Genomic DNA, 18,746 nt, shown 5'->3' with positions numbered 1-18,746 from the left:
GGGGGGGCGCCATAGAGCGCAAGCCTCGGCAACCACCCAGCATCGTAATGCCGCACACGCCTCTATCGCCTCGACATCGCGCAAACGCCAGATCGATGCGCAAAGTCCTGACGCCAGCCGAACTCAAGCTCTGGAACGAACTTCGTGCCCACCGGCTGATGGGGCTTGGCTTCCGGCGACAATTTCCGATTGCCGCCTACATCGTCGATTTCGCTTGCCCGGAGAAGAAGCTGGTCATCGAAGTCGATGGCTCCCAGCATGCGGACGCGGGCGCGGCTGCCGGTGATGAAACGCGGACATCGCACCTCGAACAAGATGGCTGGACCGTCCTGCGGTTCTGGAATGACGACGTCATCCGCGACGTCGATAATGTCTGCCAGCATATTGTGATTGCGGCTGGGCTTGGCGGCGCATCCTGAACGGTGCCGGTGCTGGGCTTTAGGCAGGGAAAGGTCGGCGGGACAACGCCCCCCTCTGGCCTGCCGGCCATCTCCCCCACGAGGGGGGAGATCGGGTTTCGCCTTGGCTTTCGCCAATTATCCCAGCAATGCCCTCTGCCGCTTCGGCCCGCCTGCCTTGCGCCAGGAGTTGAACCGGTGCGTGGCGGCGGCAAACGAGATCTTCATCTGCTGGGCGACCGAGTAGCGCGACTTGCCTTCGTCGAACAGGCGGTAGCAGCACTCGACGCCCTCCTCGGTCAGCTTGCCGTCGGGCGCCTTGTTGTGCGGATTGGCGGGGTCGAATTTCTCGACCTGCTGTTCGACCAGGCCTTTCAGCCGCTGCAAATCGGCCTCGATGCTGGCGATGAGATCGAGGACGGGTTTCGGATCGAAGTGGTCGTGCGGCTTTGCCGTCATCTTGCTCATGCCTTTCGCTTGCGTGTCGCGACCGATATAGGCGAACATTTGCCGATAATGAAGGGCGCGCTGCAATTCGGCGCTTCAACATTTCTTGACTGGTGATTGACCGGAGAGACCGCAGCGCCTAGTTTAGAATTGTTCTAAACTGGGGTGAATTTCTCATGCTTTCCCGTGTCTTCGGTTTCGGCCGCCGTCCTTTCGAAACGCTGTCGGAACAGGAGATCCTGGCCCTGGCAATTTCATCCGAAGAGGATGACGGGCGCATCTACCGCGCCTATGCCGACGGGCTGGCGGACAGTTTTCCGCAATCGGCGAAAGTGTTCGAGGCGATGGCGGAGGAGGAGGACGGCCATCGTGATTCCCTGATCGAGCTCTACCGCAAGCGTTTCGGCGAGCGCATTCCGCTGCTGCGCCGCGAGCACGTGAAAGGCTATTACGAGCGCAAGCCCGACTGGCTGGTGCGGCCGCTCGGCATCGAGCATGTGCGGCGTCAAGCCGAAGCGATGGAGCAGCAGGCCTATCGCTTCTATGTCGAGGCGGCCAAGCGCACCAGCGATGCCTCGACGCGGAAACTGCTCGGCGACCTGGCCGCGGCCGAGCAAAGCCATGAGAATTCGGCGCACCGGCTGGAGCAGAAACTTGTGCCTGGCGAGGTGAAGGACGAGGAAGCCAGCGCCGAGCAACGCCAGTTCATCCTGACCTATGTGCAGCCGGGACTGGCCGGGCTGATGGACGGCTCGGTTTCGACATTGGCGCCGATCTTTGCCGCGGCGTTTGCCACGCACGGCACCTGGCAGACGCTGCTGGTTGGCCTCGCCGCCTCGATCGGCGCCGGCATCTCGATGGGCTTTACCGAAGTCGCTTCGGACGACGGCAAGCTGTCGGGGCGTGGCTCGCCGATCAAGCGCGGACTGACCGTCGGCATCATGACGACGCTGGGTGGGCTGGGCCACGCGCTGCCTTACATGATCCCGCATTTCTGGACGGCGACGGCGGTGGCGGCCGTCGTGGTGTTCTTCGAATTGTGGGCGATCGCCTTCGTGCAGAACCGCTACATGCAAACCCCGTTCCTGCGCGCGGCGTTTCAGGTGGTGCTGGGTGGGGCGCTGGTGTTTGCGGCCGGGGTGCTGATCGGGAATGCGTGAGCGCCAAGCGCCCCCTCACCCAGCCTCCGCTTCGCTCGGCTGACCTCTCCCCGAGGGGAGAGGAGATTTTCGACGCCTGCGCCAGTCTCTTCTCGCCAGCGGGGAGAAGGTGGCCGCGAAGCGGCCGGATGAGGAGGCCTGGCGCGACGCCGATACCTAGTCACCCATTCACCGCCCTGCTGTCCGCCGGCGCTTCATCCCGCTCCGTCAGCCCATAGTCCCGCAGCACATGCGCAATGCGCAGCCGGTAGCCGGCAAAGATTCCGCCACGGCCGGCCTTTTGCGCCTGCCGGTGCTCTTCCGTGTTGCGCCATGCCTCGACCGCTTCCTCGTCGCGCCAGAAGGACAGCGACAGGACGCGGTTCGGGTGGACCAAGCTTTGGAAGCGCTCGATCGAGATGAAACCGTCTATGCCGTCGAGCAGCGGCCTGAGTTCCGCGGCGATGCCGAGATAGGCATCGCGCTTTCCCTGCGCCGGTTGCACCTCGAAGATGACAGCGATCATATCTCCTCCTTGACCGCGGTCTGGAACAGCTGCCGCGGTCCATGCGGCCCCGACACCAGCTTCAGGAAGATGCGGTCCTCTTTCAAGATGAACTTTTCGCGGCGGGCGAATTCGTAATTGGCCTTGCCCGCCGGATCCGCGGCGAGGCGGGCGCGATATGCTTCGTAGGCGGCGAGGCTGTCGATGTTATAGGCGGCGTAGGCGGTGGTGGCCGAGCCCTCATGCGGGGCGTAGTAGCCGATCAGGTCGGCGCCGCAGCGCGGGATCGCCTGGCCCCAGGCCTTGGCATATTGCTCGAAGGCCGGCTTGCCGAACGGGTCGATCTCATAGCGGATGAAGCAGGTGATGGTCATCGTGATCTCCTTGGGTTCGCGTGGATAGTTCGAGCGGCGTCGAAACGTTGTGCCGCAGGGTCTGCTAAGCGAAAGCACTGGCGGTCAGGCCTGCCAGAAGGATTTCGCGCATTCGCGGCGCACATCCTCACGGGTCAGGCCGAGATCGCGCAGCAGATGGTCGTCGACCTCCGCGAGGTCGAGCCGCTGCAGATGGCGGTCGTACCAGCGGGCGAGCAGCCGCCGTTGCAGCCAGGTGACGAATGGAAACCGCCGGCGGCTGGCGAGTGGGGCGGAAGCGGTTGGCATCGGCGTTCTCCTTGATCCCGCCCGACAATAATGCTTATCTGACGAGAATGCTTCGATGGAGACCTAACTATGCGTGAAGGACCCGACATTGCCCGCATCGCCAGCCTGGTCGGCGATCCGGCGCGGGCAAACATGCTGAACGCGCTGATGGGCGGCACGGCTTTGACGGCTAGCGAACTGGCGCTGGAGGCCGGCGTGTCGCTGCCGACGGCGTCCTCGCATCTGTCGAAACTGATGGAGGGCGGGCTTTTAACTTTGGCCAGCCAGGGCCGGCATCGCTATTACGGCCTCGCAGGGCCGCAGGTGGCAGGCATGATCGAGGCGATCACCGGGGTGGCCGAAGCGGTCGGCCCCAAGCGGGTGCGGCCCGGCCCGCGCGACGGCGCCATGCGCGTCGCCCGTGTCTGCTACGACCACCTCGCCGGCGAACATGCGGTGGCGATGCTCGACCGCCTCGTCGCGCGCGGCATCCTGTTGCGCGACGACAATGAGATCAGGCTCGGGGAGATCCGGCCGGGGCAGATCCGGCCGGGGGAGATCAGGCTCGGGCCGTCGGCAGCATCGCATTTTTCCGCCATCGGCATCGATGTCGGCGCCAAGCCGCGCCGGCCGGTCTGCCGAGCCTGTCTCGACTGGAGCGTGCGCCGCTCGCACCTCGCGGGAACGCTCGGCGCGGCTATTCTGGACAAGATCCTGTCGGAGAAATGGGCAAGGCGGGAGAAGGACAGCCGCGCGGTGGTGTTTTCACCGCCGGGGAAGCAGGCGTTCGAGCGGGTGTTTTTGGGTTAGTTTGCAGGCGCTAATTGGGCGACGCTGGTGGGACAGCACCCCCCTCTGGCCTTCCGGCCATCTCCCCCTCAAGGGGGGAGATTGTACGCCTGGTCGCTTTCGCCAACCATCAACGCTGTAAGGCAGGAACGGCGAAACTGCTAATCTCCCCCCTTGAGGACAGAGGGGGGTGTGACGGAACGCTTGCGTAGCAGGTGAGGCGCGCGACGCTCACCCCCGCTTCAGCACCTTCGCCTGCTCGAAGAAATCCGCCCACGGATCGGCCTTCTCCAACTCCTTCAGCGTCGTCTTGTCGCCGATCGGGAAGGAATTCGGCGCCAGCCCCTTTTCAACCTCCGCCCACGTTACCGGCACCGACACCGTCGCGCCCTTCTTGGCGCGGGAAGAGTAGGGCGCGACCGTGGTCGAGCCCCTGCCGTTGCGCAGATAGTCGACGAAGATTTTTCCAGTGCGCGCCTTTTTCGACAGCGTCGCCGTGTAGCGGTCGGGCGCGGCCTGCTCTAGCGCCTTGGCGAAATCATGCGAGAAGGTTTTGACCGCCTCCCAATCCGCCGACGGCTTCAGCGGCACGAGCACGTGATAGCCCTTGCCGCCTGACGGCTTGACGAAATTCGGCAGCGACAGATCGTCAAGCTTGCCCCTGATGTCGAGCGCGGCCTCGCGCACCGCCTTGACGTCGACGCCTTCATCGGGATCGAGATCGAAGATGATCTGATCCGGCTTTTCCAGCTCATCGATCTTGCAGCCCCAGATGTGGACCTCGACCACGCCGTACTGGACCAGAGCGGCAAGGCCGTCGAAATCGCGGATGAACAGGATTTCCTCGCCATCGGTCGGGTCCTTCATGCGGGCAATCTTGTCGCTCATGCCGGCCGAAGCATGTTTCTGGAAGAAGCGCGGACCGCCGATGCCATCCGGCGCCCTGACTAGGCTGAGCGGCCGGTTGATGATGAACTGCTCCATGCGCGGCCAGACCAGCGCGTAGTGTTCGAGCAAAGCCTGTTTGGATATTTTTTCCTCGGGCCACAGCAGCTTGTCGGGATGGGATAGTTTTACCCTGGTCGTGATCGTCGCGGGCGCCTTAGCCCCGGCGGCCTTGCCGGCGCCGCTTGCCGCAGGCTTTGCCTTGTTCGCCGCCTTCGATGGCTTTTCCTGCACGACTTCCTCCGCCGGCTTGTCCTCGCGCAGTCCCTGGAACGACGCGTGGCGTATTATACGGTCCGACGTCCAGCTGCGGAACTCCACTTCGCCGACAAGTTCGGGCCTGACCCAGACCAAACCCTTGCCCTTCGGCACGGCGGCGGCAAAGGGCGAGGCGTCTGCCTTCAGCGCATCGAGTTTTTTCTTCAGATCGGTGGCGCTCCTGGCTGTGAAGCCCGTGCCGACGCGGCCGGCATAGTGGAGCTTGCCGCCCTCGTGGTAGCCGAGCAGCAGCGAACGCAGGCCGCGGCCGGTCTTGTCCGAGGGCAGATACCCGCCGATGACGAATTCCTGGCGGGCCGTGCATTTCGATTTCACCCAGCTTGGGCCACGGCCGCTGCGGTAGGGCGCATCGGCGCGCTTGGAGACGATGCCTTCGAGGCCCATGCGGCAGGCGTGCTGCAGCATGATCTTGCCGGGCTCAGCGAAATGGTCGCTGAAGCGGACGGCGGCATTTTCGGCCGTCTCGCCGAGCAACTCCTGCAGCGCCTGCTTGCGCTCGACCAGCGGCTCGCGGCGCAAATCCTTGCCGTCAAGCCGCATCAGGTCGAACACATAGTAGGTGAAGCGGTCGGTTCGATTGGCGGAGAGATCCTGCTGCAGCAGCGAGAAGGACGAAACGCCGCTGTCGGCGAGCACGACGATCTCGCCATCGATGATGGCGTCGCTGCATTTCAGCTGGGCGAGTTCCGCGACGATCTCGGGGCCGAATTTCCCCGTCCAGTCGAGGCCGGTGCGGGTCAGCAGCCGCACCTCCGTGCCGGCGATCTGCGCCTGCATGCGGTACCCGTCGAACTTCACCTCATGCAGCCAGTCCTCGCCGGGCGGCGCCTCGCGCTCCAGCGTCGCCAGCTGCGGCTCGACGAAGTCGAGGCGCTTGCCGGCTTTCGCCTTGCTGGATGCCGCGGGCTTGTTGGAGTGCCAGACCTTCGGCTTCTTGCCGTCGGCGGTCTTGCCTTCCGCGACCTCTTCGATGGTCAGGCCGGACTTCACCGATTTCGGTGCGTCCTTCAGGATATCCTCGCCGGGGCGGGCGGCGGCATCGTCGGATTTGATCAGCAGCCAGTTGTCGCGCTTTTCGCCCGGGCGGGGTCTTAACCTGACCAGATGCCACCGCCCATTCAGCTTCTGGCCGTTGAGTTCGAAGTCGATATGGCCCTTCTTCATCGCCTTGGCCGGGTCGATCTCTGGCGTCCATGTGCCTTCGTCCCAGACGATGACGGTGCCGCCGCCATACTCGCCCTTGGGAATGGTGCCCTCGAAGCCGGCATAGTCGATCGGGTGGTCCTCGACATGCACGGCCAGCCGCTTCTCGTGCGGGTCGAGGCTCGGGCCCCGCGTCACCGCCCAGCTCCACAACACGCCCTCATGCTCGAGGCGGAAATCATAGTGCAGCCTGGTCGCGTCGTGCTTCTGGACGACGAAGATGCCGCCGGGCTGCTTGCCGCGCGCGACCTTGCCCGCCGGCTCGGCCGTCTTCTTGAAATCGCGTTTGGACTGATATTGTTCGAGGCTGGCCACGGCGCCGACCCTCAAGCCGACTTGCGCTTGGGCGCAGAAGCTTTCGCCTTGCCGCTTTTTGCCGCCGGCTTGGCCTTCTTCGCCGGGCCTTCCGCCTGGCCGCCATCGGACAGGCTCTTCTTCAGCGCGTCGAACAGATTGACGACATTGGACGGCTTGGGCGCGGCCTGCGCTTTCGGCGCCTTCGTGCCGGCCTTCTTGGCGCGGATCAGTTCGAGCAGCGCGTCCTCATACTTGTCCTCGAATGTCGACGGATCGAACTTCCCCTTTTTCTTGTCGATGATGCGTTCGGCCATATCGGTCATCTCCTGGTCGGTCTTCACCGCCTTGATGTCGCCGAAGATGCTCTCCGGCTCCCGCACCGTGTTGCCGTAGCGCAAGGTGGTCAGCACCATGCCTTTGCCGCGCGGCTCGATGACCACGGGCCGCTCGCGGCTATAAAGCACGACGCGCGCCAGCCCGGCCATCTTCTTGTCCGCCATGGCATCGCGGATGACGGCAAAGGCCTCCTCCGACACCTTGTCGGCGGGCGTGACATAATAGGGCGTGTCGAGATAGATCTGCTCTATCGAGGCTTTGTCGACGAAGCCGTCCAGCGCCATCGTGTGCGAGGACTCGATCTGCACCGCTTCGATCTCTTCGTCCTCGATATGGACGAACTCACCGGGGCTCACCTCATAGCCCCTGATCTCGTCGCCATCGCCCAGCGGCTTGCCGGTTTCAGAATCGACATAGATGCGCTTGACCGTGTTGCCGGTCTTGCGGTTGAGCACCCGGAACGAAACTTTTTCGGCGTGGGTGACGACGTTGGTCAGTTCGACGGCGCAGGTGACCAGCGACAGTTTCAGATAGCCCTTCCAGGCGGGGCGAGGTGCCATGGCGAACTCCTGCGCGATGCGGTTCAAGCGAGAACGGGCAAGGCCCGTTCCGGTTCCGGGCGCGCAACCAGGGGCATTTCGGCAGCGAGCATGGAAATTTCGAGAGGCTCGCCAAATCTGAAACAGAACCGCGCTCAAGCGACATCCAGACGAAACATATGTGATGCAAAAGTCACAATGCCGGAAATGGCGACGAACCACACCGAAAGACCCCCAAACAGCCGCATTCCGGCCACGAAGCATGGGGTTTTCGACCAAAGATTAACATCGTGTTCACCGACTATTCACGCCTGGACGCTATGATCCCCGCAATCGGACGGGACATCCGAAAATCGGGACAGGGACTTGAGTAAAATGAAATTCTGGGGCCACATCGCCGGCTATGCCGCCGCCATCCGCGAGTTCATCGCGCCGACCTATCGGCCGGAGCGCTACTACATGCGCGGCCCGGGTCCGGCCTGCGCCCGTCGCGGCAGCTCGCTTGGCGCGCATTGATCATGACGTTCGAAACGCGTCACGACAGCCGGATCTGCAGACCGGAGGCCGATCCCCGCGCAACCACCTATCGCGCCGAGCGCCCCGCGCTGGCCGCGAGAAGCCGTGCGACAACGCCGCGGCTTTGATCCCGCTGCCGGCGGGCTTAGTGTCTGAAGACACAAGCTGCCGGACGTCCCGTGACTTCTTCTCCTGAACCCTTCGATGCCAGCCAGCCATTGATCGTTTTCGACGGCGTCTGCGTGCTGTGCTCGGGCTTCGTACGCACGGTGGTCGGGATCGACGGCAAAAACCGCTTCCGCTTCGCCACCGCGCAGTCGCCCTTCGGCGAGGCGCTGTTCCAGAGATACGGGCTGCGCACCGACAGCTACGAGACCAATCTGGTCCTTGTCGGCGGCGCTCCCTTCATCCGGCTGGACAGTTTCATCGCGGTGATGGCCGAACTCGGCTGGCCGTGGCGGGCGGCGAAGGCCCTGCTGCTCATCCCGCGCCCCTTGCGTGACTGGCTCTACGAACGCATCGCCAAAAACCGCTATGCCACGTTCGGCCGCAAGGACAGTTGCGAGATCCTGTCCGCCGCGATACGTGCGCGCGTGATCGGCTAATCGCATGTCACCCAAAAGTGACCTCGATTCCGGGAAAACGACATACGCAAAAGAGCGGCGCGATGAGGCTTCTGGTCGTTGGCGGCTATGGCATTTTCGGCGGCCGCATCGTGCAATTGCTGGAGAGCGAGCCACGCCTGATCCTGCTCGTCGCCGGGCGCTCACTGGCCAAAGCCGAGGCCTTGTGCAACGCCCGCACCGGCGCGGCGGCGCAGCTCGTGCCGGCGCGCGCGCTTCGGTCGCAACAGTGACCTCGCGCAAGGCCGGCCTGTTCGTTCGCGCCTCAGTCCGGCAGCGCCGCGACGGCGACGATCTCGATGACGATGTCTGCCTGGGCAAGCGCTGCGACGCCGATTACCTCCGAAGGAGGCGGATTGTTGTCGCTGCAATGCTTCGGACAATGCTCGGCGAAAAACGCGTCCAGCACGTCGAGACGAAAATTAGGCGAGCTGAGGACGCCGCCGTCGGGAAATGGCCCTTTGACGAAAAAGGTCAGCCTGATGAGATGGTCGAGCCCGCTGCCAAGTTCTTCCAGATCCGATTTGATGTTGCCGAGAACTTCCCGCCACTGCGCCGCGGCATCGCCGGCGAAGCCGCCACCCTTCTTGGCGGCCGGATCGTAGTCAGCCGATGTCGCGGTGTTGCCGCAGAGATAGACGGTGCCTTTCGCACCGCTGACGACCGTGCCTTTGCCCCATGGCATCAACCGGCCGTTCTTGAATTTCTTGTGGGTCACGAGTTCCATTCTCTTCTCCCATGCCTCGTGTGACGTGCCCGCCAACGACAGAGGATAGTGCTGTGCGGAGCCACGGCCAGTCCGCTGCCGGTCATCCGCCAGCAGACGGAGGAACATCTGGTCCTTGCGAAATCTCCTGGCGGAGGCGAAAGTTTTTTCTGAAGCCTGTCGAAATCGGCCGCCGCCGCGCGACATACGTCTGGCCCCGCTAGGACGCGGCCTTCGAAACCACGGGAGAAGACCCATGCGATACATGCTTTTGATCAACAGCGACGAAGCCGCGCAGGCGAACACGCCAATCGAGAAGGCTCAGCAGATGAGCGCAGCATATGCCGCCTATACCGAAGCGTTGAAGAAATCCGGCGCATGGCTCGCCGGCGAACGGTTGCGCCCGACCCAGGCGACCACCTCGGTGCGGATCACAGACGGCAAGACCAACGTGATCGACGGCCCCTATGCCGACACCAAGGAGCAGCTTGCCGGCTTCTACATGATCGAGGCGGCCGATATCGATACCGCCATCGACTGGGCGGCGCGCTGTCCGGCGGCGAGCGCCGGCACGGTCGAGTTGCGGCCGATCTGGGAAATGGCCGACTACATGCCCAAGAAATGACAATGTGATGGACAGTCGCCCGGAGATCGCGCGGGCGGCGGCCGAAGCGGCCGCCCGGCAGAGTTACGGCAAGCTGGTCGCCTGGCTAGCGGCGCGCACCCGCGACGTGGCCGGCGCCGAGGACGCGCTGGCCGAGGCCTTTGCCGCGGCGCTGGAGCGCTGGCCACAGACCGGCGTGCCTGAGAAGCCTGAGGCATGGCTGCTGGCCGTCGCGCGCCGCCGTGGTGTCGATGCGGTGCGCCGTCGGCTGACCAGCGAGGCGAGCCGCGACCATCTCAAGCTGATGGCCGAGGAGATGGAGGCGAGCATGGAAGACGAAGACCTGCCCGACGAACGTCTCAGGCTGATGTTTGCCTGTGCGCATCCGGCAATCGAAGCCAGCGTGCGGGCGCCGCTGATCCTGCAAACGGTTCTGGGTTTCGACGCGGCGACGATCGCCTCGGCCTTCCTGGTTTCGCCGGCGACGATGGGCCAGCGTCTGGTGCGCGCCAAGAGCCGCATCCGCGAGATCGGCATTCCGTTCCGCGTGCCGGATCGCGCCGAACTCGGCGAGCGGCTGGAAACGGTGCTGGAAGCGATCTACGCGGCTTTCGCCGAAGGCTGGACCGACCCGGCAGGGACCGAGACGAGAGCGCGCAATCTGGCGACCGAAGGCATCTGGCTCGGGCGGCTGGTGGCATCCCTGATGCCGGACGAACCGGAAGCGCTCGGCCTGCTGGCGCTGATGCTGTTTGCCGAGGCGCGGCGCTCGGCGCGGCGCGATGCGGCTGGAGATTATGTGCCGCTCGCCGACCAGGATTGTCTTCTTTGGGATCACGCGCTGATCGACGAAGCCGAGGCGCTGCTGGGCCGCGCCGCCACCATGGGCGTCATCGGCCGCTATCAGCTCGAAGCGGCGGTACAATCGGTGCATGCGACGCGGCGACGGACCGGCCAAACCGATTGGGCGGCGATCCGTAACTTCTACGATGCGCTGTCGGCGATATCAGGCTCGCCGGTGATTTCGATCAACCGCGCCGTGGCGATTGCCGAGGCCGATGGGGCGGCGGCAGGACTGGCGGCGCTCTACGTGCTGGGCGACGACAAGCGGCTCAACGACTATCAGCCCTATTGGGCCGCTCGCGCCGGCCTGCTGGCCAGGCTCGGCAATGCGGCGCAAGCGGTCGAAGCCTATGACCGGGCGATTGGCCTTGAACGCGACCCCGCCGTGCGCCGCTTCCTGCAGGCGAAACGGGCGATCCTGCGAAATTGAAGCGTCCGTTCAGGCCGGCCACATCTCATGCGTGGTGTTGAGCCGTTTCATCAGCGGATGCGCGCGCAGCGCCGACCATAAGCGTTCGATGTTCGGCCAGTCGGCTCGCGCCTTGTCCATATCGGGGTGCCAGGCCACCAGCATGACGAGGTAGATGTCGGCCAGCGACATCGCGTCGCCGACCAGCCAGCCGCGCCCCTCGAGAGCTGCATCGACAATGGCGAAGCCGCGGTCCATCTCGGCAATGGCTGCCTGCTTGACGGCTTTCTTGCCGTCGGCATCGGTGGTGTAGCGATGGGCATAGTAGAGGCGCAGGATGGCGGGGTAGAGCACCGATGACATGAACGCCATCCAGCGCAGGAAACCGGCGCGATCCGGCGATCCGGCGGCCGGCGCCAGACCCGCCTCCGGATGGCGCTCGGCAAGCAGGATGCAGATCGCCGCCGATTCGGTTATCGATTGACCGTTGGGCAAGGTCAGCACCGGAACCTGGTTCAACGGGCTGATGTCGAGGAAAGCCGGGTCCGGCGGATCCTTCTTCGGCACATCGATCTGGTCGAATTGCGCGTTTGCCAGCGCCAATGCGGCCTCGACGACGAAACCGCCACTGCCTGGGCGCGTGTAAAGCTTGTACATGTGATTCTCCCCCTGCCCGCGCGAAGCAGGCCGGGGCGATTTGACCCTGAAGCCGCCTCCCGCTCAAGCCGGTGGCGGACGCCACAGCCGGGTTTTCTGCGGTCCAGCCATGAGACTTCCGATGTAGGAGGGACAGCACCCCCCGATGCCCGGCAGGGCAGAGGGGGGTGCGAAGGATCGCCGCCTATCTCGTTGAGACGTTAAGCGCCCAGCCCGTCGAACAGGATCGTCGACAGATAGCGCTCGGCGAAGGACGGGATGATCACCACAAGGTTCTTGCCCTTGTTCTCCGGCCGCGACCCGACGGCGATGGCGGCCTGCAGGGCAGCGCCCGACGAGATGCCGACCGGCACGCCTTCAAGGCGGGCGACGAGGCGGGCGTTGGCGACCGAATCCTCGTTGGAGACCTTGACGATCTCGTCATAGATCGAGGTGTCGAGGATCTTGGGCGCAAAGCCGGCGCCGATGCCCTGGATCTTGTGCGGGCCGGGCTGGCCGCCCGACAGCACCGGCGAGGCCTCCGGCTCGACGGCGACGACATGCACCGAGGGCTTGCGTTGCTTCAGCACCTGGCCGACGCCGGTGATCGTGCCGCCGGTACCGATGCCGGCGACGAAGATGTCGACCCCGCCATCGGTGTCGTTCCAGATCTCCTCGGCGGTGGTGCGGCGGTGGATCTCCGGGTTGGCCGGGTTTTCGAACTGCTGCGGGATGACGGCGTCAGGCAGGGTGGCGGCCAATTCGTCGGCCTTGGCGATGGCGCCCTTCATGCCTTTCGGCCCTTCCGTCAGCACCAGTTCGGCGCCGAGCAGCGCCAGCATCTTGCGGCGCTCCACCGACATGGTTTCGGGCATGGTCAGGATCAGCTTGTAGCCCTTGGCGGCGGCGGCGAAGGCGAGCGCGATGCCGGTATTCCCCGAGGTCGGCTCGATCAGCGTCGTCTTGCCGGGTTTGATCCGGCCCGACGCTTCCAGCGCCTCGATCATGGAAACGCCGATGCGGTCCTTGACCGAGGCGATCGGATTGAAGAATTCGAGCTTGGCAAGAAGGTTGGCAACGACGCCCTTCTCCTTGGCGAACTTGTCGAGCCGCACCAGCGGCGTGTCGCCGATCGTCTCGGTGATCGAGTTGTAGACACGGCCGCGGCCGGGCACGCGCGCGGAAGGCTTGTTCATTGGTTTCGCTCCCAAATCAGATCAGGCAATTGGCGTCGGCGGACAGAATAGGGCTTTCGCCCGCGCAAGATAGGCTGCCGGCCGAAAATATCGAGTGGGCCGCTTGCTGAAAACGCTTGTCTCCTCAAGCCGCATTTTCCGGATGGACCGATCGGCGGAATGGATGGGCCTGAACCGATCTACTGACGTGCGGCAATGGCAGCGGCCGCGCCCACCATGAAGCCGGCGGCGGTGCGGTTCAGCGCCTTCAGCGCGCGTGGCGATTTCAGGAACCAGCGCGCCTTGGCGGCCAGCGCAAGATATGGCACCAGCACCACGAAGAGCACGATGACGGTGAGCGCGACCAGGATGCCGTAGTCGGCGAGCGTGATGGTCTTCAGGTCGACGATGGTCGGCGTGATGGCGAGGTAGAAGATCATCGTCTTCGGGTTGCCCAGCGTGACGGTGAGGCCGGCAAGGAAGCTCGATACCAGGCCGCCCTTGCCTTTCCTGGCCTCGACAGTCTCGGGCGTGATCCCGGCCGTCCAGAAACGCCAGCCGAGGAAGGCGAGATAGGCGACGCCCAGCCATTTGATGGCGAGAAACACCATGCCGAAGCTTTGCGCGACAAAGGCAAGGCCGAGCACCACCGCGGTGAGATAAATGAGATCGCCGAGCATCAGGCCGAACGACATGGCCAGCGACGAGCGGAAGCCGGATCCGAGCGCCCGCGCCACAAGCGCGGTGACGCCGGGGCCGGGAATGGCGGCGGCGATGCCCAGCGCAGCACTGTAGGCAAGGAAGCCGGTGAGGGTCATGACGGTCGCACCTCGTGAAACGACTCTGATGCCATGAAAGCCTGCAACGGCAAAACGGATTCGATTGCGCCAAGCAGGACATGAAAGCCGGTCATCCTCGCCTGAAAGCGAGAGATGGTTCACTTACGTCCCGAAGGCGGTCGGCTATCTCGCATGGCTCCGAACGGCAGGAGCACCCATGTTAGCCAAAAGACTTCACATCCAGCTCATGAAGTGGATGCCCAACAACTATTCCGAAGCACGCGGTCACGTCCACGAGCTGGAATGGTATCTGTGGTTCGAGGGGCGTCAGGCTTTCAGCCTGTTCGACAAGGGCGATAGCGATGTCGTTCCGCAGACTGGATATTTTACCGACAGCCGAAACCCTGGCGCTCACCCCATTCGTCCGATGATCTATCCGCTGGTCGTCAACAACCCCTTCAAGGTGCGGCTGGTGGCGATCGAGCGTGACGGACCGCAAAAGATAGACCCCGACGACACCGCCAAAGGCGAATTCTACATCGACCTCGACACCAAATATCCGCCGGTCTCCGACTGGCGCATCATCGCTGCCGATCCGCGCAATACCGACCTCAACGTGGAAGCGTCGTTCCAGCTGCAATGGCTGGACTATGTCGATACCGCCGAGATTGCCGAGGATGGCCCGCCACGCATCATCGACAAATCCAACTATCCCTATCCGTGGGGCGCCAATGTGATGGTGTTCGAGCACTGGCTCGGGCTTGGCCGCAAGGCGCCGCTCAAACTCATCGACCCGAACCGCGCTTCGCGCCGCGAATACTGGATGATCAATGGCAATGCGGCCCGGCGCATGGTGCAGGACCTCTATCGCTTCAACGTCAACCAGCTTGGCCTCGCCAACGACACCATCAGCAGTGTTTACGTGCCGAAGCTCAATGCCGGCCACGTCACGGTGACGCTTTACGAACACGATTTCAGCGACGGCCGCTTCGCGCAAGGGGCGAAGAAGTCCTTCGGCTCGGTCGGCCTCTTCAATCTCAGGGATACCGGTTTCGATGACCGTGTCTCATCGGCCGAGGTGATCCATACCTATCCCAAGGTGATCCATCGGGACGTACATTAGGGCCGGTTGCGCAGTTCGCCGGCTCAGGACGGGCCGTCGACATGGGTGATGCGCCAGATGGTGCCGTTGCCATCCTCGGTGACGATAAGCGCGCCGTCCTTGGCCACCGCGACGCCGACCGGCCGGCCCCAGACGGCGTCGTCGGAGAGGACGAAGCCGGTGATGAAATCCTGGTACTCGCCGGTCGGCTTGCCGTCGCTGAATCTCAGCCGCACCACCTTGTAGCCGGTCCTCATACCACGGTTCCAGGAGCCGTGCAGGGCGACGAAGGCGTCATCCTTGTACTCTGCCGGGAAATTGCCGCCGTCATAGAAGGCGATGTTGAGCGGCGCCGAATGCGCCTGCATCAGCACGTCGGGCACGGTGACCGAGCCGGCGAGGTCTGGGCGCGCGCCCTCGTGACGCGGGTCCTCGTTGGCGCCGATATAATACCAGGGCCAGCCATAGAAGGCGCCGTCCTTGACTGAGGTGGCATATTCGAACGGCACATCGTCGCCGAGACCGTCGCGCTCGTTGACGACACACCACAGCGCGCCGGTGGCCGGTTGCACGGTCATGCCCGAACAATTGCGCAGGCCGGTAGCGAGGATGCGGCCATTCTTGCCGTCGGGGCCGAAGGCCAGCACGTCGGCACGGCCATCCTCGGAACCCCAGGTGGCGCCGAGTGGCTGTGATTTTGCCCAGGCGTCAAGGCCGCCCTTCGGTGCCTTCTGCATGCCCTCCGCGACGTTCGATCCGGAGCCGACCGAGAGATACAGCGTCTTCCCGTCCGGCGAGAAGGCGATATCGCGGGTCCAGTGGCCGCCGGTAGGGATGTCGGAGACAATCGTCTCCGGTTCGCCGGAGGCTTTAAGGTCGCCGTCGCGATAGGCGTAGCGGACCACGCTGTCGTTGTTGGCGACGTAGACCCATTGCGGCTTGTCGCCAGGCGGGTAGAAGGCGATGCCATAGGGCTGGTTGAGATTGTCGGCAAAAATGCCCTCTTCGGCCGGCTTCGCGCTACCCTTGGCCAGCCGATAGACGCGGATCTGGTTGGCGTCACTGTCGGCGACGAACAGGTCGCCGTTCGGCGCCACGCGCACGACCCGCGGATTGGAAATGCCGGAAGCAACCAGTTCGGCCGAAAACCCAGGCAGCAGGACGGGCTTCGCGCCCTCGGGCCGATCGCCAAGGCCGGCGCTGTTGGAGGCGGATTCGGTGATGTTGGGTCTTTTCAGATCATCCGGCCTAATCAGCCGGCGCACACCTGGCTTGTCGGCCTTCCAGTCGCCGAAAGCGTCCTTGCCGGTCAGCAGCAGTTGATCAGCCTGCTGGGCGAAGGCGCTGGTGGCCAGAAGCAGGGCAAGGCCTGCGAAGCCGGCAATCCGGATCATGCTGTTCTCCTCGAACTCGCGCCGGTCGGCGCGTCACGACAAGGGAGATATTGTGCGGCCGCCGCAAAAGAGAAGCGTGCGCGCGCAGATTCGACGAGAGAACCGCTCAACTTTCCTCTTCGACGTCCAGATCGTCGTCGAGACGCTTTTCCAATGCGACGAGATCTTCCGGCAGCGGCAAGCCCATGGCGCGCATTTCGCGCAGTTTTTCGCGCAGCTGCTCCTGGATTTCGTGCTCGTCCTCCGGCTGGTTGACCATTTCTTCGAGCAGCATGCTGATCTGGGCCTTGAACGATTCAAGCGCCATTCTGCGCCCTCCTTTACGGTGATCCCGGCTTCGGAATTATCTTAACATCCGGGTAATCAATTGCGCAGTGTAGTCGACCATAGGCACGATGCGGGCATAATTCAGCCTGGTCGGGCCGATGACGCCGAGCGCGCCGACGACGCGGGCGTCCTTGTCGCGGTAAGGCGCCACGACCAGCGACGAGCCGGAGAGCGAGAACAGCTTGTTTTCCGAGCCGATGAAGATCCGCACGCCGGGGCCGTCCTCGGCGAGGTCAAGCAGCTGGATCAGCCCGTCCTGCGTCTCCAGATCCTCGAACAGGTGGCGCAGCAATTCGATATCGGCCTGGGCGGTGACGTTTTCGAGCAAATTGGCGCGGCCGCGCACGATAAGGCGCGCCGGCAGGCCGCTATCGGCGCCGGCCCACACCGCCAGGCCTTTCTCGACCAGATCCTGCGACAGCGTGTCCAGCGCTGCCCTGGTCTCGTCCTTGATGCGGGCGATCTCGATGCGCGCCTCGGCGAGCGTGCGGCCCCTGATATGGGCGTTGAGGAAGTTGGAGGCCTCGTGCAGCTGCGAGACGGTGATGCCGGCCGGCAGGTCGACGACGCGGTTCTCGACATCGCCATTCTGCGACACCATCACCGCCAGCGCCTTGGTCGGCTCGAGTTGGATGAACTCGATGTGCTTCAGCGCCACCTCGTTCTTGGTGGCGAGCACCAGGCCGGCGCCGCGCGACATGCCCGACAGCATCTGGCTGGCCTCGGTCAGCATGTGTTCCAGCGTCGCGCCCGAGCCGGAGGCGCGCACCTGCGCCTCGATGACCCGGCGTTCCTCGTCGGAGAGATCGCCAAGCTCCATGAAGGCATCGACGAAGAAGCGCAGGCCGGTCTGGGTCGGCAGGCGCCCGGCCGAGATGTGCGGGGCATAGATCAGGCCGAGATGTTCGAGGTCGCTCATCACATTGCGGATGGTGGCCGGCGACAGCGACGACGGCAGGATGCGCGACAGGCTGCGCGATCCCACAGGCTCACCGTCCTTCAGATAGGATTCGACGATGCGCCTAAAAATGTCGCGCGAACGCATGTCGAGCGATTGCAGCGCGGGCGCCAGCAGACTGGGTTCGGTGACTGCCTTGGTCATTCGAGCCAAAAACCTCCGGCCCAAGGATATAGACTTCCCTCGCCCCCGCGCAACCCGGCGTCTGTATGGGGGCCTTTTCCTTTGCGCCATGGGCTGCATGCGTCTACAAGCCGCCGACGAAACCATAAAAGAACAGAAAGAGGCCTCGATGCGCCCTTCCAAACGCCAAGCCGACGAAATGCGCGCCATCTCCTTCGAGCGCGGCGTCTCCAAACACGCCGAAGGCTCGTGCCTGGTGAAATTCGGCGACACTCATGTGTTGTGCACGGCGAGCCTGGAGGAAAAGGTGCCGGGCTGGATGCGCAATTCCGGCAAGGGCTGGGTGACGGCGGAATACGGCATGCTGCCGCGTTCGACCGGCGAGCGCATGCGCCGTGAAGCTTCGGCCGGCAAGCAAGGCGGCCGCACGCTGGAAATCCAGCGGCTGATCGGCCGCTCCTTGCGCGCCGTTGTCGACCTGCAGGCGCTGGGCGAACAGCAGATCACCGTCGACTGCGACGTCATCCAGGCCGATGGCGGCACCCGCACGGCGTCGATCACCGGCGGCTGGGTGGCGCTTTACGATTGCCTGCGCTGGATGGAAGCGCGGCAGATGGCCAGCGTTGCCAAGGTGCTGAAAGACCATGTCGCGGCAATTTCCTGCGGCATCCATGACGGCCAGCCGGTCATCGACCTCGACTATATCGAGGATTCATCTGCCGGCACCGACGCCAATTTCGTCATGACCGGCAAGGGCGGCATCGTCGAGATCCAGGGCACCGCCGAGGGCGAGCCGTTCTCGGAAGGGCAGTTCGCGGAGCTGATGGGCCTGGCAAAGAAGGGCATTCAGCGGCTGGTGAGCTTGCAGCAGATGGCTGTGGCCTGATTGAATTTAACGTGATGACGTCGGCGATCCTTCACACCCCCCTCTGGCCTGCCGGCCATCTCCCCCGCAAGGGGGGAGATCAGAGGTCGCTACCGTTTTCGCCAACCATCAACGTTGAGACGCCGCCAGCGGAACTGCCAATCTCCC

The 18,746-nt window shown here is 64.1% G+C and carries 23 protein-coding genes; 10 read left to right on the top strand and 13 right to left on the bottom strand.

Translation table 11 applies throughout. The features are described from left to right. Positions 1–47 precede the first annotated feature (47 nt). Positions 48–419 carry an endonuclease domain-containing protein gene (locus NKH35_RS06075; protein WP_023834567.1) on the top strand — a complete coding sequence of 124 codons (372 nt, stop codon included), beginning with the start codon at positions 48–50 and terminating at the stop codon, positions 417–419. Positions 420–536: 117 nt separating this feature from the next. On the opposite strand, the gene NKH35_RS06070 is transcribed toward NKH35_RS06075, so the two are convergent. After that, entirely contained in the window at positions 537–857 is a 321-nt protein-coding gene (locus tag NKH35_RS06070) for a hypothetical protein (RefSeq protein ID WP_023681249.1), read from the bottom strand. A gap of 164 nt (positions 858–1,021) precedes the next feature. Here NKH35_RS06070 and mbfA point away from each other — a divergent pair, with 164 nt between their 5' ends. Beyond that, positions 1,022–2,005: an iron exporter MbfA gene (gene mbfA, locus NKH35_RS06065; RefSeq protein WP_352913776.1), complete on the top strand. Its 984-nt coding sequence runs from the start codon at positions 1,022–1,024 to the stop codon at positions 2,003–2,005. 160 nt (positions 2,006–2,165) lie between these two features. On the opposite strand, the gene NKH35_RS06060 is transcribed toward mbfA, so the two are convergent. The 3 genes from NKH35_RS06060 to NKH35_RS06050 all read right to left on the bottom strand — a co-directional run bounded on the left by NKH35_RS06060 (position 2,166) and on the right by NKH35_RS06050 (position 3,151). Then, on the bottom strand, positions 2,166–2,510 hold the full coding sequence (locus NKH35_RS06060; protein WP_023834565.1) for an antibiotic biosynthesis monooxygenase family protein: 345 nt from the start codon (positions 2,508–2,510) through the stop codon (positions 2,166–2,168). Further along, the gene (locus tag NKH35_RS06055; RefSeq protein ID WP_023673248.1) at positions 2,507–2,863 is read right to left on the bottom strand and encodes an NIPSNAP family protein; all 357 of its coding nucleotides are present in this window, start codon (positions 2,861–2,863) and stop codon (positions 2,507–2,509) included. The genes NKH35_RS06060 and NKH35_RS06055 overlap by 4 nt, the downstream gene beginning before the upstream one ends. Before the next feature lie 84 nt (positions 2,864–2,947). Beyond that, complete coding sequence (locus tag NKH35_RS06050; protein ID WP_023834564.1) at positions 2,948–3,151, bottom strand: DUF1127 domain-containing protein; 204 nt, start codon at positions 3,149–3,151, stop codon at positions 2,948–2,950. 69 nt (positions 3,152–3,220) lie between these two features. Between NKH35_RS06050 and NKH35_RS06045 the strand changes: the two genes are divergently transcribed. Further along, positions 3,221–3,940: an ArsR/SmtB family transcription factor gene (locus NKH35_RS06045; RefSeq protein ID WP_023752377.1), complete on the top strand. Its 720-nt coding sequence runs from the start codon at positions 3,221–3,223 to the stop codon at positions 3,938–3,940. A 210-nt stretch (positions 3,941–4,150) separates the two neighbouring features. Here the strand turns inward: NKH35_RS06045 and ligD are convergent, their stop codons facing one another. Then, the gene (ligD, locus tag NKH35_RS06040) at positions 4,151–6,661 is read right to left on the bottom strand and encodes a DNA ligase D (protein WP_023834563.1); all 2,511 of its coding nucleotides are present in this window, start codon (positions 6,659–6,661) and stop codon (positions 4,151–4,153) included. Positions 6,662–6,672: 11 nt separating this feature from the next. Next, the gene (gene ku / locus NKH35_RS06035) at positions 6,673–7,539 is read right to left on the bottom strand and encodes a non-homologous end joining protein Ku (protein WP_023825849.1); all 867 of its coding nucleotides are present in this window, start codon (positions 7,537–7,539) and stop codon (positions 6,673–6,675) included. Positions 7,540–7,884: 345 nt separating this feature from the next. On the opposite strand from ku, the gene NKH35_RS06030 reads away from it, so the two are divergent. From NKH35_RS06030 to NKH35_RS06020, 3 genes are all read left to right on the top strand, one after another. Further along, a complete protein-coding gene (locus tag NKH35_RS06030) occupies positions 7,885–8,034 on the top strand; it encodes a hypothetical protein (protein WP_196813601.1) in 150 nt (49 codons plus the stop codon). A 179-nt stretch (positions 8,035–8,213) separates the two neighbouring features. Beyond that, complete coding sequence (locus tag NKH35_RS06025) at positions 8,214–8,639, top strand: thiol-disulfide oxidoreductase DCC family protein (protein ID WP_352520693.1); 426 nt, start codon at positions 8,214–8,216, stop codon at positions 8,637–8,639. 62 nt (positions 8,640–8,701) lie between these two features. Continuing rightward, positions 8,702–8,890, top strand: coding sequence for a hypothetical protein (locus tag NKH35_RS06020; RefSeq protein ID WP_352520694.1), 189 nt, complete (start codon positions 8,702–8,704; stop codon positions 8,888–8,890). 32 nt (positions 8,891–8,922) lie between these two features. Here NKH35_RS06020 and NKH35_RS06015 read toward each other — a convergent pair whose 3' ends face one another. After that, entirely contained in the window at positions 8,923–9,384 is a 462-nt protein-coding gene (locus tag NKH35_RS06015; protein WP_352520695.1) for a RidA family protein, read from the bottom strand. Between the two features lie 235 nt (positions 9,385–9,619). Between NKH35_RS06015 and NKH35_RS06010 the strand changes: the two genes are divergently transcribed. Both NKH35_RS06010 and NKH35_RS06005 read left to right on the top strand, forming a co-directional pair. After that, positions 9,620–9,988: a YciI family protein gene (locus tag NKH35_RS06010; protein ID WP_023681239.1), complete on the top strand. Its 369-nt coding sequence runs from the start codon at positions 9,620–9,622 to the stop codon at positions 9,986–9,988. Positions 9,989–9,995: 7 nt separating this feature from the next. After that, positions 9,996–11,240, top strand: a complete 1,245-nt coding sequence (locus NKH35_RS06005; RefSeq protein WP_023732802.1) for an RNA polymerase sigma factor — start codon at positions 9,996–9,998, stop codon at positions 11,238–11,240. 9 nt (positions 11,241–11,249) lie between these two features. Here the strand turns inward: NKH35_RS06005 and NKH35_RS06000 are convergent, their stop codons facing one another. The 3 genes from NKH35_RS06000 to NKH35_RS05990 form a co-directional block, all read right to left on the bottom strand. After that, positions 11,250–11,876, bottom strand: coding sequence for a glutathione S-transferase family protein (locus NKH35_RS06000; protein WP_023706962.1), 627 nt, complete (start codon positions 11,874–11,876; stop codon positions 11,250–11,252). A 200-nt stretch (positions 11,877–12,076) separates the two neighbouring features. Beyond that, positions 12,077–13,051, bottom strand: a complete 975-nt coding sequence (gene cysK / locus NKH35_RS05995) for a cysteine synthase A (RefSeq protein ID WP_023672045.1) — start codon at positions 13,049–13,051, stop codon at positions 12,077–12,079. A gap of 179 nt (positions 13,052–13,230) precedes the next feature. Then, entirely contained in the window at positions 13,231–13,848 is a 618-nt protein-coding gene (locus NKH35_RS05990) for a LysE family translocator (RefSeq protein WP_023698059.1), read from the bottom strand. A gap of 178 nt (positions 13,849–14,026) precedes the next feature. Here NKH35_RS05990 and NKH35_RS05985 point away from each other — a divergent pair, with 178 nt between their 5' ends. After that, a complete protein-coding gene (locus tag NKH35_RS05985; protein WP_156937162.1) occupies positions 14,027–14,932 on the top strand; it encodes a hypothetical protein in 906 nt (301 codons plus the stop codon). Between the two features lie 23 nt (positions 14,933–14,955). On the opposite strand, the gene NKH35_RS05980 is transcribed toward NKH35_RS05985, so the two are convergent. The 3 genes from NKH35_RS05980 to hrcA all read right to left on the bottom strand — a co-directional run bounded on the left by NKH35_RS05980 (position 14,956) and on the right by hrcA (position 17,734). After that, a complete protein-coding gene (locus NKH35_RS05980; protein WP_023732804.1) occupies positions 14,956–16,305 on the bottom strand; it encodes a PQQ-dependent sugar dehydrogenase in 1,350 nt (449 codons plus the stop codon). Positions 16,306–16,411: 106 nt separating this feature from the next. After that, positions 16,412–16,612 carry a hypothetical protein gene (locus NKH35_RS05975; RefSeq protein ID WP_023672050.1) on the bottom strand — a complete coding sequence of 67 codons (201 nt, stop codon included), beginning with the start codon at positions 16,610–16,612 and terminating at the stop codon, positions 16,412–16,414. Between the two features lie 36 nt (positions 16,613–16,648). Next, positions 16,649–17,734, bottom strand: coding sequence for a heat-inducible transcriptional repressor HrcA (hrcA, locus tag NKH35_RS05970; protein ID WP_023681233.1), 1,086 nt, complete (start codon positions 17,732–17,734; stop codon positions 16,649–16,651). 148 nt (positions 17,735–17,882) lie between these two features. Between hrcA and rph the strand changes: the two genes are divergently transcribed. Next, a complete protein-coding gene (gene rph / locus NKH35_RS05965) occupies positions 17,883–18,599 on the top strand; it encodes a ribonuclease PH (RefSeq protein ID WP_023672052.1) in 717 nt (238 codons plus the stop codon). The last annotated feature ends 147 nt before the right edge of the window (positions 18,600–18,746 follow it).

Origin of the sequence: Mesorhizobium sp. M1143, assembly GCF_040318435.1 — a bacterium.
In the GTDB taxonomy this organism is placed as follows: Bacteria; Pseudomonadota; Alphaproteobacteria; order Rhizobiales; family Rhizobiaceae; genus Mesorhizobium.
The sequence above is the reverse complement of the archived record's forward strand: the minus strand, read 5'-3'. Positions and strand labels throughout refer to the sequence as shown.